The organism is Fictibacillus arsenicus, from assembly GCF_001642935.1.
In the GTDB taxonomy this organism is placed as follows: Bacteria; Bacillota; Bacilli; order Bacillales; family Fictibacillaceae; genus Fictibacillus; species Fictibacillus arsenicus_B.
The window spans coordinates 419,037-432,608 of record NZ_CP016761.1; the positions used below are offsets into that span (position 1 = coordinate 419,037).

Below are 13,572 nucleotides of genomic sequence, written 5' to 3' on the forward strand. Positions count from 1 at the left end.
TTTATAATGGGTGAGATCAGGCAATTGTCATTAGAGCATGAAGTACGCGAAGCTTTTCCTGTGATGAACCAGCTGCGGACTCATCTCTCAGAGGACTTGTTTTATGAATTATTTCTTCAAATGCAAAAAGAAGGCTACACACTATTTGCAAATTACCATAACGAAAAGATTGTCGCACTTGCCGGATTTGCCATTCTAACGAACTTTTATGATGGAAAACATGTATATTTATATGATCTGATTACGGATTCAGAGGAACGTTCAAAGGGATATGGAGAGGAACTGCTAGCCTTTTTGGAATCATTTGCAGTCCAGAACAACTGCAATTGCGTAGTGTTGAGTTCTAATGTGAATCGTTTAGATGCTCACCGTTTTTATGAAGAAAAAATGCATTACGAAAAACCGAGTTATGTATTTAAGAAACGATTTTAATAAGGCTGTCTCTCAGGAGCAACAATCTTTTATAAAAGCTGTTTTCGCAAACATTGTTGCTTTTGAAAGTAGTTGATTTCCGCTCCAGGCTGCTCGCTTTCCACGGGGCGTGCGGTGAGCCTCCTGCCGCTTTGCGCCATTAGGAGTCTCCACCTGACCACTCGTCCCGTAGGAGTTTCGCACCTTGCGCTCCAATCAACTTGCAAATGGGGAGAAAAAACATCCATTAGCAACAATCTTTTAGAAAATAGCTTTAAATAAAGATGCATCATAAACCACCACACAGGATGTGGTGGTTCATTTTTATTGTTCATCCAAACTTGAAACCGAAACACTTTGCTTATTGTTTGGTTCATCGAGAGGATGGATTGTAGCTGTTCCATTTTGCTGATCTACATGCTCAATATAAATGCTTTGTCCATTATATGTAACGTTAGCCATGGCAGATGATTCAGAGATCTCTTGTGCACGTTGTGCGTCCATTTTCCTTGCCTCCTTTTTAATTTTAACAAATATAATATGTGTTTATATTTCCTTGAATATCCCTAGGTAATAAAAAAAGCTGGCTTATTAAGATCAAATTCTGATCTATTGAGCCAGCTTTCTTTTTTAATTTGGGTTATGTTCTTTTTGTGTTTTTAAATTATGCACGGCTACGCATGCTGCGCATAATCCAGCTTACAATAAGTACAACTACGATAGCACCGATGATAGCTGGAATAATTGCGAAACCAGCAACCGTTGGACCCCAGTCTCCTAACAGTAAGCCACCTAACCAAGCACCAACGAAACCTGCGATAATGTTACCGATGATTCCACCTGGTACGTCACGCCCTGTTAATAGTCCTGCTAACCAACCAATGATTCCTCCAATTATAAGTGCCCATAATAAACTCATTTAAAATTCCTCCTTTTTTTTGTGTGGTTGTAATATGGAATTATTCTTAAGTTACCCATTATAAAAAAATATAAACTTCTGTCGAAAAAAGTTTTTATCACCATAAGGAAAGGGAATGATATAGGAAATATACAACTAAGTTAGGGGTGAGAGGACCATTGACTTTATGGCATATTCTTAAACACATGAAGGCAAAATCTTTTGGAATTGAATTTATGCATGGCTTTAAAAGAGGAGATGTAACAGGGCTGGCAGCACAGCTTGCTTACTATTTTCTTTTATCTTTGTTTCCTTTTTTAATTTTCTTATTAACACTCGGTGCTTTCTTTATAGAACCTGCTGAAGCACTTGACCTGCTCGAACATTTTGTTCCAGCAGAGGCGATGGATTCAGTAAGAGAAAATTTGTTGGCAGTACTTGAAGGAAGAAGCGGGGGATTGCTATCTATCGGGATTTTAGCAACTATCTGGTCAGCATCAAACGCCATCAATGCTGTTATTAAAACATTGAACGAAGCATATGGAGTGGAAGAATGCAGAGGCTTTGTTAAAACAAGACTGTTATCGATCTTTTTAACTTTTGGCGTTGTTTTCGCATTTATTGTAGCTTTAGTTTTTCCGGTGTTCGGTAAGATGCTGGGCAATGCGGCATTTTCCTATTTAGGTTTAAGTGATGAATTTCTAACGATCTGGTCCGTACTTCGCTGGCTTATCAGTTTCTTTCTTATCGCAACAGTTGTTTCTATTCTTTACTATATGGCCCCATGCAAAAAGTTAAAATACAGTGAAATCTGGTATGGTTCTCTCGTGGCTACTTTTTTATGGCAGATCGTATCATTAGGTTTTGCTTTTTATGTCGATTACTTTGGAAATTATTCGCAAACGTACGGAAGTATCGGAGCTGTTATTGTACTCATGCTGTGGTTCTATCTAACAGGAATCGTACTGCTTTCAGGCGGTGTACTTAATGCTACATTCCATAAATATAAGATCGATTTTGCCAAGAAAAGGGGCTTGTTAAAGGCTGAATGATTGGAAAAGCTAGTAGTACCTTGAAATAAGGAGGTATTGCTAAATGGGAAAAAGCAACAAACAAAACACAAACCAAAGCAAGAACAACAAAAATGAAAGTAAACACAAGACAAGCAGCAGTGCTAACAAAAAGAATAACTTTCATTAATATGTAAAAGCTGTCCGGTTACGGGCGGCTTTTTTTGCTTTATTACGAAGACTTTAAAGCAATTTTGTGATTGTGTTATAATGTTTTTCGTTGTGCCTCTAGACAGAAAGGGAGGGAGATAAGATGGAAGAACTTATACTCTCATTTATTGAATTTTTAAAGCAGTTTTCGTATTTTGGACTTATTATTGCACTTACTTTTGAATTTGTTCCCGCTGAGCTGGTTCTCCCGCTCGCAGGGTTTTGGGTATATGAAGGTGATATGAATTACTGGCTTGCTGTATTTGCTGGAACTTTAGGAGGTACGCTAGGCCCGCTGACGCTTTATGCACTCGGCAGATATGGCGGAAGACCTTTTCTAATCAAGTACGGCAAGTATGTTTTTATTAAAGAAAGAGAAATTAATGCTGCAGATCGCTTTTTTGAGAAGTATGGTGCAGGAGTCGCGTTTTTCGGACGGTTCCTTCCTGGCGTAAGGACTACGATATCTGTTCCGTGCGGCATGGCAAAAATGAATGTTTGGGTATTTTCCATCTATACATTTATTGCGATGTTTCCGATTACTGCATTTTATATTTATCTTGGGAAACAATTCGGACCGCAGTGGAAAGATGTAGGCGCAAAGGCAGAAGAATATATGCTCCCCGTGGCTGGAATTATTGTAACAGCCATTCTATTATTTTTTGTTTTTAAAAAGGCTAGAAAATGGACATCTGTGTAAAAGACTCTTCTTTGATAGTTGATTGGAGTGTAAGGTGCGTGCCTATCACATGAGAAGCTTCTCGCAAGGCATGCGACGAGGAAGCTCACGTCGGCAGTATTTACTTGTAGACGCAGGAGCAAGAATACTTCCCTGAAGCGGACAGGTGAGACTCCTAAAGGTGCAAAGCGCGAGGAGGCTTACCGCCCGCCCGCGGAAAGCGAGTACCTGGAACGGAAATCAACCACTTTCAATAGCAGCAATGCTAATAATAACAGCAAAAGGGGAAATACACCGCGTAAGTTGAAGAAAAATGTTGGAGAGATTTTGTGTCTTTTACCTGTATCTCCTTAAGACCTTTGCGTGTTAAACTTAAAAAGGCACTTATGGGAATTTTTGAAATAAAGGCAGGAGAAAGGCAATATGAAAAAAGTTAGAATTGTTTTTAGTGTGATAGGTGCACTTTTCTTTATTGTGTACATGGCCGTTCTTATAAAAGCCACGCTTTTCTCATTTAATGAGTACGTATATGGAAAGTCAGCAAACCTTGTTTTGTTCGATAGTATACGCCTTATGTGGAGAAGCGGAGATTACTGGCTGATTTTTAAGAACATTATCGGCAATATTATCTTATTTTTACCTCTTGGTCTTTTGCTGCCTTTAATTTTCCGTGTGTTTAATTCATGGCGGCTTATGTTTGTAATCGGGTTTGGTACGAGCTTTGTTATTGAAGTGCTGCAATACGAATATGCAAAAAGAATTTTTGATATCGATGACATACTTCTTAACGGATTAGGCGCAATGACAGGCTTATTTATCTATAAGTTCTTTGCACTTCTATTTCGTCTTATGGAACGACCCTTTACTGGAAAAAAGAGAAAAAAATAAAACCGGGCTCAGCCCGGTTTTTTATTTTGTTTCTTTTCTTAGTACACGGTTAACACGTTTTGTCAGCATTTTCATTCCATCTCCGCCAGCTTGGTAATGACGAAGCTTACCTTCTGCATCAAATACATAATAAGCAGGAACATATTCATTTTCAAATGCATCCGTTAATGCATGGTTATTGTCTACAAAGATTGGCTGTGTAATATCATGTTCTGCAGCAACTTCTTTGATCTGTGCAATATCAAGATCCTTCTCAGAACGAGGCATATGAACGGCAATAACGTTCAGTTCATCTTTGTAATCATCTCTGAACTGGTTGATGCTCGGCATTGCTTCTTTACATAAACCACAGCTGACTGACCAGAAGTGAATAAGGGTCGGCTTGTCGCCAACAAGATCGCTCTTAGAAACTTCACCATTGATCCACTCTGTTGCACCGCTAAGTTCAGGCATATCCGAACGTAATCTCATCATACAAATCTACTCCTTATAAATCAAATTGTGTAAGTATCATTAATTCTAGTTTAAAGATTGCGCATTCAATGTCAAAATTCCTGCTTTTCATAATATGGGTAAAGTACAAAAAAATATTTAATCTATGCTGTTTTTGTCTGTACAGCAGAAGTGCGGCTTTTCGTAAATATGATCGGCAGGCAGAGAATAAATAACATACCGCAGATCGCAAAAACAAAAGCACCGCCTTTAAACCAGCTGATAAAACTCCCCCCGATTAATGGACCTGCCATACTTCCGATGCTAAAACTGATCCCTGCTAAAATGTTGCCGGCTGGAAGGTGGTATTTTGGAAGCAGATCACTCATATAGGCGATTCCCAGAGAAAACATAGATCCGACAAACATACCTGAGAAAAAGAACAAGCCAAGAAGAACCCAGAAGGAATGTATTGTCCAATAGGTAGCTAAAAATGAGAAAAACCCTGAAACGAAAGAAAAAATCAGAATAGGCTTTCGTCCATATTTATCACTTAACACCCCTAACGGTAACTGAAAAACCAGGCTGCCTAATACAAAAGCAGGCAATAAGACCGCTACCCAATCCAGACTTATACCGTTGCGAAGGGCAAACACAGGAAAAGATCCATGAAGTGTTGCTTCTAGAAATCCGTATGCAAACGGAGGAAGCAATGAAACCCAGGCTATTTTAAAAACATCTTTATAACGTGAAAATGCAGTAACACCAGCCATTCGTGCTGACTCGGTCTCTGGTTTTTCATTACGAATACTTGTCATTAATATAAAAGAAATTAAGCAAAGACCTGCTGCAAGCCAAAACGGCAGATTTTCGTTTACCTCGAGTATTTTTGTCATGAGAGGTCCGATTCCAAAACCAGCACCGAATGCTATACCGTAAACAGAAATATTCCTTCCCCGCTTGTTTTCTGGACTATTTGAAGTGATCCATGTTTGAGTAGAGAAATGGAGCATATGATCACCGATTCCGATAAGAAGCCGCAGCACGAACCAAAACCAAAATACTTTCCAGATTGGAAACAACGAAAAACATAAAATGACTGCTAAAAGACCTGACATAATAAGCGGTTTATAGCCTAACTTGCGCAGAGGCTTTTCTATGAACGGAGAAGCGATCAAAATCCCGATATACAGCGCAGTTGCATGGAAACCGTTTAACGATGCAGAGGTTCCGTTCTGTTCAAAAATAACCGCTATCAGCGGCAATAACATGCCTTGTGCGAAACCAGAAATAAAAACAATACTGACTAAAACAGAGAATCTATATGTTGAAAGCTGCATGAGCATCTCCTTTTCAAAACAAACTAAAACCATTGTACAATGGATGCAGTTAAAAGTTGAATAAAAACTTTACCAGAGGTGTGCGGCAATGGACTTTAAAATGAATGAAAAAGGATTTGAAACAACCGTTGAATATGGAAACTTAAAAATAAGCGGAGATGCCGAATATGGATTCAGGCCATTTCAGCTGCTTGTATCATCTGTAGCGGTTTGCAGCGGCGGTGTTTTAAGAAAAGTGTTAGAACGTATGAGACTGCCATACGAAAACATTGATGTTCAAGCAAAAGTGACACGTGATGAAAAGGAAGCAAACAGAGTATCAGACATTCATCTGCATTTCGTAATAAAGGGAAATGAACTTCCGCATGAAAAAGTAGAAAAAGCTTTAGTGGTAACTCGTAAAAATTGTTCGATGGTGCAGTCTGTTAAAGACAGCATCAACATCACCGAAAGCTTTGAAATACACGCATAGTAAGAAGTCCTGATTCTAACTGTGAATCGGGGCTATTTTTATTTCCAACAATACCCCAGAGAAAGAGAGCAGTACTCGCGGATAAATTTCATGTGATAGAAAAAAATAGGGGTAAAGGAGGAAATTATGAGAAAAAGAATTTTTATTATCATATTCGTTATGCTCTTTGCTTTTACAAACCAGGCGTTTGCAGCGGAAAAAACAACTGAAAAGCCTGCAGAAAAACCGTCAGAAAAAACAGCTGAAAAAACGGCTGAAAAAGCGGATGACAAAGCTGGCAAAAACGCAGACATAAAAGTTCCTGGTTCGGTGCTAAGCATCTCTAAAGAAAATACGTACCCTAACTCAGCACAAGATCTCCCATATCTTGAGCCAAGCAAGCTTGCAAAGGCGATGCTTAAAACATCTGATGTGCCGATTACGAATCCTGATCTCATCAGACTATTGAATGAATCAAGCATTAATGCTTCTAAAGTGGCATTCTGGTACCGTGCTAAAATTTACTTAGGTCAATGGCCGCTTTCGTATCAATCAACCGAGACTACTGTAAACTGGGAGCATCAGCAGATCAATACAAACCGCTTGGACAATCGAGGGGCAAAGTCAGTAGCTAAATTATATTACAACCAGACAGCTCATAAAAAAGTGAGCGGCGGACTGACAGCTTCTATTCCAAACAGCGAAGCGGTTCAAAAGATGATGCTCATTACAGCAGCAGAAAAATCAAAACTGCCGCTTGCCTTCCAGACAGCAGTAGGTGCAGGAACAAAGAAATCAAACGTATACCATGTTTCTCCGAAGCAAGTCGGCTACTTATACAGTTATGTTCCGGCAGTTAACGAAAGAGGAAGAGTTACTTACGGAGAAGTGTACATTGTTCTAAAAGGCGGAAAAAGAGAAATCGTCATTCAGAACGTAACACAGCAGGGAATCGGAGCTTGGATTCCGATCCAAGACCACGTATCATTCCGTTTTCATACGAGCAATATGTAAAAAAGGACAGCGTCTAGACGGCTGTCCTTTTTCTTATACAGAGACTATCAATGGTCGACCCACTGTTCGCTCCAATCTTGTATAGCATTAATAATTGATTTTAATGAATTCCCTTTATCCGTCAGTGAATATTCAATTCTTACAGGAGTCTCCGGATAAACGTTGCGCTTTACAATTCCAACTGATTCTAATTCCTTCATGCGTTCCGTAAGCATACGGTCACTCATCTCAGGAATTTGAGATTTAATATCTTTAAAACGTTTAGGACCGTCCATCAAAACACGAATGATGAGTCCTGTCCATTTTTTACCAATTATATCCATGGCAACTTCATATTTCGGACACATAGTGCTGTAATCCATATCATTCACCTCTATACTACAAAGCTTAAACTACGTTTAATATTTGCCTTTTATTATACGTTTTAAACTTACTTTTGTAAAGTTTATAACTTTTTACCGCTTTAAAGCTTTGCAGTTCTACCAGAAAAATCAATATCTTCATAATAAGAATGCTTAACAAGAACATTAGGACCCAGGCATTTAACAGCAGGGCAGTGGCATCCAAGTTCTTTAGCGAGCTTTGAATCATTCCAAGTCTTATAAGCATCAAGCAGGCTAGTATCTTTGATGTTCCCAAGCGCAGGAGCATCACCGAAATCAGTCACGATAATATTGCCGTCGAATAAATTTATGTTCAGGCGTGATCTTCCGTCAGGGTCATTTCTAACCGTTACATTTTCCTCATTCTGAAGCCTTCTCAGCAATTGAAGGTCTTTCTCGTTGTCGGAACATGCATAAAAAGGCAAGGTACCAAACAGCATCCATGTCTTTTTATCCCGTATGTCCAGAAGTCTGTGGATACTTTCTCTCATTTCATCCAGATTGATTGTTTCTAGCGTGCTTGCAAAGTCACTCGGGTACATAGATTTTAATGAATAATGCATATTTGGAGGGTCAGTCATTTTAACATATCCACTATCATACATAGGATGAATTTCATGTCTTTGACATCCCATCTCCTCAACAACCTGCTTATGTATCTTTTCTAAGTGAGGGGCAGTTCTACTGTTTATCATGGTCTCAGCAGATACTAAAACTCCCATATCAGATAAAGTCTTTGAATTAGTTATCATCCTGTCAAATAATGCTTTTCTTTGTTCTCTTGTAGGCTTTCTTTCCATCATGGCAAAGCCAGTATCTATAAACTCATCCTCTGTTACCCAATTATGAGATATATGTAATACATCTAAATAAGGTGCTATTAGCTTATATCTTTCAATGTCTAATGTAAGGTTAGAGTTGATCTGAGTGTAGATACCTCTGATATGAGCATATTTCAATAAAGGCAGTACATAATTTTCTACTGACTTTAAGGAAAGCATAGGCTCTCCTCCTGTAAGGCTCATTGTCCTCAAGGCAGGAATTTCATCTAATCTTTGCAGTAATAGCTCTAATGGGAGTGCTTTAGGGTCTTTATGTTGGAGGGTATGTCCTACAGCACAATGTCTACACCTCATATTACAGAGGGTAGTAGTAGTAAATTCTATACTGGATAAAGTTGTTTTACCATACTGCTCAAAATCTAGATAAGCCTCCCAAGGATCATTTTTTATTGTGATTTCAGGTTTAGCTACTTGTTTATTCATGTCAAATTACTCCTATCGAATTAATACTTCATTATTATGAGCAGTTGGTATAGATTTAAATGAAAACTGAAAATAACTTATATTTTAGCAACAGTTTAGAGAAATTGACAGCGAATATCCCAAAATGGACAATACTTATCTTAACTGAACAATTGGTAAAGAAAAAGGGTAAACTTATGTTGTCAAAAGTCTAAACTAATATTGGCAAACGCGTCTGGCCTTGTTAAAGTAGAATGGATGGAAAGGAGAGATCAACATGGGTAACTCTATTCAGGATAAATCCTCTCAAAAAGAATATATTAAAAATCGTATTGATTTATTAGTTGATGTTTTAGATTCTATAGATGCTGAAACAGCCGGGATTGATGAGATCGACAAGATTATTTCAATGCTCGACGATCTAGAAGAGAAGTGTAAGCAATTTCGTTACGACTGGGAAGAAAAATAAGTTTGAAATCCGTTTCTTTATTAAAGGGACGGATTTTTTTGTTATAATAGATGCATTAGTATTGATTACGCTTACAACAGCAGTCATAAAGGGGTAGTGGAGAGATGGAAAAATTTCAGGAAAGTATGTATAAACTGATTGTAGAAACATCAACCAAATTGCCAAAAGACGTCCGCCGTGCCATTCTTGCAGCAAAACTTAAAGAAAATGCAGGAACTCGCGCAGCTATGTCTTTAGATACGATTACAGATAATATTTTAAAAGCAGACGAGAATGTATCACCGATCTGCCAAGATACAGGACTTCCTACGTTTAAAATTAAAGTCCCTGTAGGCGCGAACCAGATTAAGATGAAAAAGGCCATCCGCCAGGCGATTGCTGATGCAACAAAAGATACGAAGCTTCGTCCGAACTCTGTTGATTCTATCACTGGAGATAACAGTGGTGACAACCTTGGTGACGGAACTCCTGTTATCAAGTTTGAACAATGGGAAGAAGACTATATCGATGCTCGTCTTATTCTAAAAGGCGGCGGATGTGAAAATAAGAATATCCAGTACAGTCTCCCTGCTGAACTAGAGGGCTTAGGACGAGCGGGACGTGACTTGGATGGTATCCGGAAATGCATCATGCACTCTGTATACCAAGCACAAGGACAAGGGTGCAGTGCTGGCTTTATTGGAGTTGGAATCGGCGGAGACCGCACATCTGGATATGAACTGGCAAAGGAAATGTTGTTCCGTTCAGTAGATGACGTTAACCCGAATGAAAACCTTCGCAAGCTTGAAGAGTATGTAATGGACAACGCAAATAAACTCGGAATTGGAACGATGGGATTCGGCGGAGAAACGACACTGTTAGGCTGTAAAATAGGCGTTATTAACCGTATCCCTGCTAGCTTTTTCGTATCTGTTGCCTATAACTGCTGGGCATATCGCCGTTTGGGTGTAAAACTGAACGCTGAAACTGGAGAGATCCAAGAGTGGCTGTATCAAGAAGGCGAAGAGATCGATTTTGCAAAAGCAGATAAAGAAGCAGCTGCAGCACTAGAGCAACAAGAGGAGAAAACAAGAAGCATTACTTTGGAAGCTCCGATTACTGAAGAGCAAATTCGTGAGCTGAAGGTTGGAGATGTTGTTACAATCAACGGCATGATGCATACTGGGCGCGACGCGATTCATAAGCATCTTATGGATAATCCAGCTCCGATCGACTTAAACGGTCAGATCATCTATCACTGCGGACCTGTTATGGCAAAGGATGCTGAAGGAAACTGGGAAGTAAAAGCTGCTGGGCCAACGACAAGTATTCGTGAGGAGCCTTATCAAGGAGACATCATGAAGAAGTTTGGCATCCGTGCTGTAATCGGTAAAGGCGGCATGGGACCAAAAACACTAGCTGCCCTTAAAGACCATGGCGGTGTATACTTAAACGCGATCGGCGGCGCAGCGCAGTATTATGCGGAATGTATGGAAAAGGTTGAAGGTGTCGATCTCATGGAATTCGGTATTCCTGAAGCGATGTGGCATATCCGTGTTAACGGCTTTACAGCTGTCGTAACAATGGATTCCCACGGAAACAGCCTGCATGAGCATGTTGAGAAGTCATCGTTACAGAAGCTGGAGCAGTTTAAAGATCCAGTATTTAAATAAATGATGTTATAGGAACCGCAGTTCATTGACTGAACTGTGGTTTTTTTTGTATGTACAGAATCACCGCTGTTTCCTTAATATCCCTAGCATGGTTTTGGCTAATCAAAACACAATAAAGGTATAGGTTGTCGTTTGAAGGAGGAAGTTCTTATGAAAATCAACCGGCTCCTGTGCCTGATTTTGGTTTCCATTATATTTTTTACCCAATCACATGTTACTTATGCCGAACGAGGTGTATCGAATCAAAAGCTGGAATGGTTTTTTGAAAAAAAGGGGAAAGAAACTCCACCGGTCACTGATTCGAAATATCTTGAACTCATTAACAAATATGACAGTCTTTTTCTAGGTGATCCAAACAAAAAAGACATCTATTTAACGTTTGATAATGGGTATGAAAACGGTTATACAGATAATGTGCTGGATGTATTGAAACGAAAAAAAGTACCTGCTGCCTTTTTTGTAACCGGACAATTTATGAAAACTCACCCTCACCTAATAAAAAGAATGGCTGAAGAAGGGCATATAGTAGGTAATCATTCATATCATCATCCAGATCTGACACAAATTTCTGATTCGCGTTTAAAAAATGAATTAGAAAAAGTAAAACTGAGATACACAGAACTCACTGGTAAGACAGATATGCACTATCTGCGTCCGCCTAGAGGTGTTTTCAGTGAAAGAACGATTATGCTTGCAAAAAAAGAAGGCTACACTCATGTGTTTTGGTCACTTGCATTTCTTGATTGGGAAACCAACAAACAGCGTGGTTGGCAGTATTCCTACAACCAGATCATGAAACAAATCCATCCTGGCAGTATTTTATTATTGCATACCGTATCAAAAGACAACGCGGATGCACTTGAAACAACGATCGAAGCCCTGCAAAAAAGAGGATATACCTTTAAAAGTCTGGACGAACTGCAGTTAAAGAAAGCTGCGCCTCCTTTATTGTTCAGATCATAAGATTGCACCTTTGTGAATGATCCAAAGGTGCTTTTTTATATTCTTATTGGTAGAACTGGCGCATTTCGTCTACAATAAGAAAAGCGACTTTTTAGCGAGGAAATGAGTGGAAATTATATGAAAAATACAGCTAATCCTATCATAAAAACTGGACAAAGCTTTCCTTTAAGTATTAAAAGACTAGGTATAAATGGAGAAGGAATCGGATTTTATAAACGCCAGGTGGTATTTGTTCCTGGTGCTCTTCCTGGTGAAGAAATTCAGGTGGAAATCACAAAAGTGTTTCCGAACAGAGCAGAAGGCAAAATTAAAAAGATTAAAAAGAAGTCAAAAAACCGGACAACTCCGCCATGCCCCATTTATGAGGAGTGCGGAGGCTGCCAACTTCAGCATTTGGCCTATCCGTCACAGTTAAAAGAAAAAAGGGATGTCGTTGCACAGGCATTTGAACGTTACACAAAAATTCCTAAAGACGAACTTCCTCTAGAGAAAACTATTGGGATGAAAGAACCATGGTATTACCGTAACAAGAGCCAGTTTCAAGTTGGCAAGTTAAACGATACAGTAATCGCAGGTTTATACAGCAGCAACTCTCATAAATTGATTAATATCGATCACTGCCTGGTTCAGCACGAAGATACGAATATCGTGACGAATAAAGTTAAACAGATCATACGTGATCTTAACCTTCCAGTTTATAACGAAAGAAAACGAACAGGGAGCATTCGCACAATTGTGGTTCGTACAGCCTTTCGTACGGATCAAATCCAGCTTGTCCTTGTTACAGCAACAGAATCTTTTCCTAAAAAAGAACTGTTCATAGCAGAGGTGAAAAAACGGCTTCCGCAAGTAACTTCCTTCGTTCAAAATATAAATGAAGAAAAGACGTCTCTTATTTTTGGAGATCAAACAGAAGGCGTGTACGGTAAAGACACGATAACAGAGCATTTAGGAGATCTTCGCTTTGAGCTTTCTGCACGCGCATTCTTTCAACTGAATCCCCAGCAGACGGTAAAACTTTATGATGAAGTAAAAAGGCAGGCAAAGCTGACTGGCAAAGAAAAGCTTGTGGATGCTTATTGCGGCTCCGGAACCATTGGAATGTGGCTTGCAAAAGATGCAAAAGAAGTAAGAGGGATGGATATCATTAAGGAATCCATAGAAGATGCAAGAAAGAATGCGGAAAAACACGGCATTTCAAATGCCCAGTATGAAACGGGAAAAGCAGAAAAACTGCTGCCTAAATGGCTAAAAGTAGGCTGGCGTCCTGACGTGATTGTTGTAGATCCACCGAGAACGGGCTGTGATCAAGCCTTTCTAGAAACAGTTGCAAAGATAAAACCAAAACGAATGGTTTATGTTTCTTGTAATCCTTCAACTTTAGCAAAAGATGTCCACATGTTGATAAGTAAAGGATTTGAAGTTGAAAACATAACACCTGTGGATATGTTTCCGCAAACAGCACAAGTAGAAGCTGTTTGTACGTTGGTCTTAAAGTAACACTAGTTTAGTATGGGGAGGCTTTCTT

The 13,572-nt window shown here is 39.2% G+C and carries 16 protein-coding genes; 10 read left to right on the top strand and 6 right to left on the bottom strand.

Annotated elements, in window-relative coordinates; translation table 11 throughout:
- The first annotated feature begins 6 nt into the window (after nucleotides 1-6).
- Nucleotides 7-432 carry a GNAT family N-acetyltransferase gene (locus tag ABE41_RS02335; RefSeq protein WP_066286130.1) on the top strand — a complete coding sequence of 142 codons (426 nt, stop codon included), beginning with the start codon at nucleotides 7-9 and terminating at the stop codon, nucleotides 430-432.
- Between the two features lie 303 nt (nucleotides 433-735).
- On the opposite strand, the gene ABE41_RS02345 is transcribed toward ABE41_RS02335, so the two are convergent.
- Nucleotides 736-915: a small acid-soluble spore protein H gene (locus tag ABE41_RS02345; protein WP_066286137.1), complete on the bottom strand. Its 180-nt coding sequence runs from the start codon at nucleotides 913-915 to the stop codon at nucleotides 736-738.
- Nucleotides 916-1,075: 160 nt separating this feature from the next.
- Nucleotides 1,076-1,330: a GlsB/YeaQ/YmgE family stress response membrane protein gene (locus ABE41_RS02350; protein ID WP_066286139.1), complete on the bottom strand. Its 255-nt coding sequence runs from the start codon at nucleotides 1,328-1,330 to the stop codon at nucleotides 1,076-1,078.
- 158 nt (nucleotides 1,331-1,488) lie between these two features.
- On the opposite strand from ABE41_RS02350, the gene ABE41_RS02355 reads away from it, so the two are divergent.
- From ABE41_RS02355 to ABE41_RS02365, 3 genes are all read left to right on the top strand, one after another.
- Nucleotides 1,489-2,361 carry a YihY/virulence factor BrkB family protein gene (locus tag ABE41_RS02355; RefSeq protein WP_083207618.1) on the top strand — a complete coding sequence of 291 codons (873 nt, stop codon included), beginning with the start codon at nucleotides 1,489-1,491 and terminating at the stop codon, nucleotides 2,359-2,361.
- A gap of 271 nt (nucleotides 2,362-2,632) precedes the next feature.
- A complete protein-coding gene (locus tag ABE41_RS02360; RefSeq protein WP_066286140.1) occupies nucleotides 2,633-3,229 on the top strand; it encodes a DedA family protein in 597 nt (198 codons plus the stop codon).
- A 402-nt stretch (nucleotides 3,230-3,631) separates the two neighbouring features.
- The gene (locus ABE41_RS02365) at nucleotides 3,632-4,096 is read left to right on the top strand and encodes a VanZ family protein (protein ID WP_066286142.1); all 465 of its coding nucleotides are present in this window, start codon (nucleotides 3,632-3,634) and stop codon (nucleotides 4,094-4,096) included.
- Between the two features lie 21 nt (nucleotides 4,097-4,117).
- On the opposite strand, the gene ABE41_RS02370 is transcribed toward ABE41_RS02365, so the two are convergent.
- Both ABE41_RS02370 and ABE41_RS02375 read right to left on the bottom strand, forming a co-directional pair.
- On the bottom strand, nucleotides 4,118-4,567 hold the full coding sequence (locus tag ABE41_RS02370) for a TlpA disulfide reductase family protein (protein WP_066294529.1): 450 nt from the start codon (nucleotides 4,565-4,567) through the stop codon (nucleotides 4,118-4,120).
- A gap of 125 nt (nucleotides 4,568-4,692) precedes the next feature.
- Nucleotides 4,693-5,868, bottom strand: a complete 1,176-nt coding sequence (locus ABE41_RS02375) for an MFS transporter (protein ID WP_066286144.1) — start codon at nucleotides 5,866-5,868, stop codon at nucleotides 4,693-4,695.
- An 88-nt stretch (nucleotides 5,869-5,956) separates the two neighbouring features.
- On the opposite strand from ABE41_RS02375, the gene ABE41_RS02380 reads away from it, so the two are divergent.
- Both ABE41_RS02380 and ABE41_RS02385 read left to right on the top strand, forming a co-directional pair.
- On the top strand, nucleotides 5,957-6,340 hold the full coding sequence (locus tag ABE41_RS02380) for an OsmC family protein (RefSeq protein ID WP_066286146.1): 384 nt from the start codon (nucleotides 5,957-5,959) through the stop codon (nucleotides 6,338-6,340).
- Between the two features lie 126 nt (nucleotides 6,341-6,466).
- A complete protein-coding gene (locus ABE41_RS02385; protein ID WP_066286149.1) occupies nucleotides 6,467-7,333 on the top strand; it encodes a YfkD famly protein in 867 nt (288 codons plus the stop codon).
- A gap of 47 nt (nucleotides 7,334-7,380) precedes the next feature.
- Here the strand turns inward: ABE41_RS02385 and ABE41_RS02390 are convergent, their stop codons facing one another.
- Nucleotides 7,381-7,695 carry a winged helix-turn-helix transcriptional regulator gene (locus ABE41_RS02390; protein WP_066286152.1) on the bottom strand — a complete coding sequence of 105 codons (315 nt, stop codon included), beginning with the start codon at nucleotides 7,693-7,695 and terminating at the stop codon, nucleotides 7,381-7,383.
- Nucleotides 7,696-7,796: 101 nt separating this feature from the next.
- The gene (gene yfkAB, locus ABE41_RS02395) at nucleotides 7,797-8,981 is read right to left on the bottom strand and encodes a radical SAM/CxCxxxxC motif protein YfkAB (RefSeq protein ID WP_066286156.1); all 1,185 of its coding nucleotides are present in this window, start codon (nucleotides 8,979-8,981) and stop codon (nucleotides 7,797-7,799) included.
- 256 nt (nucleotides 8,982-9,237) lie between these two features.
- Between yfkAB and ABE41_RS02400 the strand changes: the two genes are divergently transcribed.
- From ABE41_RS02400 to rlmD, 4 genes are all read left to right on the top strand, one after another.
- A complete protein-coding gene (locus ABE41_RS02400; protein WP_066286158.1) occupies nucleotides 9,238-9,429 on the top strand; it encodes an SE1561 family protein in 192 nt (63 codons plus the stop codon).
- Between the two features lie 104 nt (nucleotides 9,430-9,533).
- Complete coding sequence (locus ABE41_RS02405; RefSeq protein WP_066286161.1) at nucleotides 9,534-11,081, top strand: fumarate hydratase; 1,548 nt, start codon at nucleotides 9,534-9,536, stop codon at nucleotides 11,079-11,081.
- 150 nt (nucleotides 11,082-11,231) lie between these two features.
- Entirely contained in the window at nucleotides 11,232-12,044 is an 813-nt protein-coding gene (gene pdaA / locus ABE41_RS02410; protein WP_066286163.1) for a delta-lactam-biosynthetic de-N-acetylase, read from the top strand.
- Between the two features lie 117 nt (nucleotides 12,045-12,161).
- Nucleotides 12,162-13,544, top strand: coding sequence for a 23S rRNA (uracil(1939)-C(5))-methyltransferase RlmD (gene rlmD / locus ABE41_RS02415; RefSeq protein ID WP_066286165.1), 1,383 nt, complete (start codon nucleotides 12,162-12,164; stop codon nucleotides 13,542-13,544).
- Nucleotides 13,545-13,572: the final 28 nt, after the last annotated feature.

Excerpts from the sequence above, each read along its gene's own strand:
- ABE41_RS02335 (WP_066286130.1), top strand. The coding sequence starts at position 7 with ATGGGTGAGATCAGGCAATTGTCATTAGAGCATGAAGTACGCGAAGCT.
- ABE41_RS02345 (WP_066286137.1), bottom strand. The coding sequence starts at position 915 with ATGGACGCACAACGTGCACAAGAGATCTCTGAATCATCTGCCATGGCT.
- ABE41_RS02350 (WP_066286139.1), bottom strand. The coding sequence starts at position 1,330 with ATGAGTTTATTATGGGCACTTATAATTGGAGGAATCATTGGTTGGTTA.
- ABE41_RS02360 (WP_066286140.1), top strand. The coding sequence starts at position 2,633 with ATGGAAGAACTTATACTCTCATTTATTGAATTTTTAAAGCAGTTTTCG.
- ABE41_RS02365 (WP_066286142.1), top strand. The coding sequence starts at position 3,632 with ATGAAAAAAGTTAGAATTGTTTTTAGTGTGATAGGTGCACTTTTCTTT.
- ABE41_RS02370 (WP_066294529.1), bottom strand. The coding sequence starts at position 4,567 with ATGAGATTACGTTCGGATATGCCTGAACTTAGCGGTGCAACAGAGTGG.
- ABE41_RS02375 (WP_066286144.1), bottom strand. The coding sequence starts at position 5,868 with ATGCAGCTTTCAACATATAGATTCTCTGTTTTAGTCAGTATTGTTTTT.
- ABE41_RS02380 (WP_066286146.1), top strand. The coding sequence starts at position 5,957 with ATGGACTTTAAAATGAATGAAAAAGGATTTGAAACAACCGTTGAATAT.
- ABE41_RS02385 (WP_066286149.1), top strand. The coding sequence starts at position 6,467 with ATGAGAAAAAGAATTTTTATTATCATATTCGTTATGCTCTTTGCTTTT.
- ABE41_RS02390 (WP_066286152.1), bottom strand. The coding sequence starts at position 7,695 with ATGGATTACAGCACTATGTGTCCGAAATATGAAGTTGCCATGGATATA.
- yfkAB (WP_066286156.1), bottom strand. The coding sequence starts at position 8,981 with ATGAATAAACAAGTAGCTAAACCTGAAATCACAATAAAAAATGATCCT.
- ABE41_RS02400 (WP_066286158.1), top strand. The coding sequence starts at position 9,238 with ATGGGTAACTCTATTCAGGATAAATCCTCTCAAAAAGAATATATTAAA.
- ABE41_RS02405 (WP_066286161.1), top strand. The coding sequence starts at position 9,534 with ATGGAAAAATTTCAGGAAAGTATGTATAAACTGATTGTAGAAACATCA.
- pdaA (WP_066286163.1), top strand. The coding sequence starts at position 11,232 with ATGAAAATCAACCGGCTCCTGTGCCTGATTTTGGTTTCCATTATATTT.
- rlmD (WP_066286165.1), top strand. The coding sequence starts at position 12,162 with ATGAAAAATACAGCTAATCCTATCATAAAAACTGGACAAAGCTTTCCT.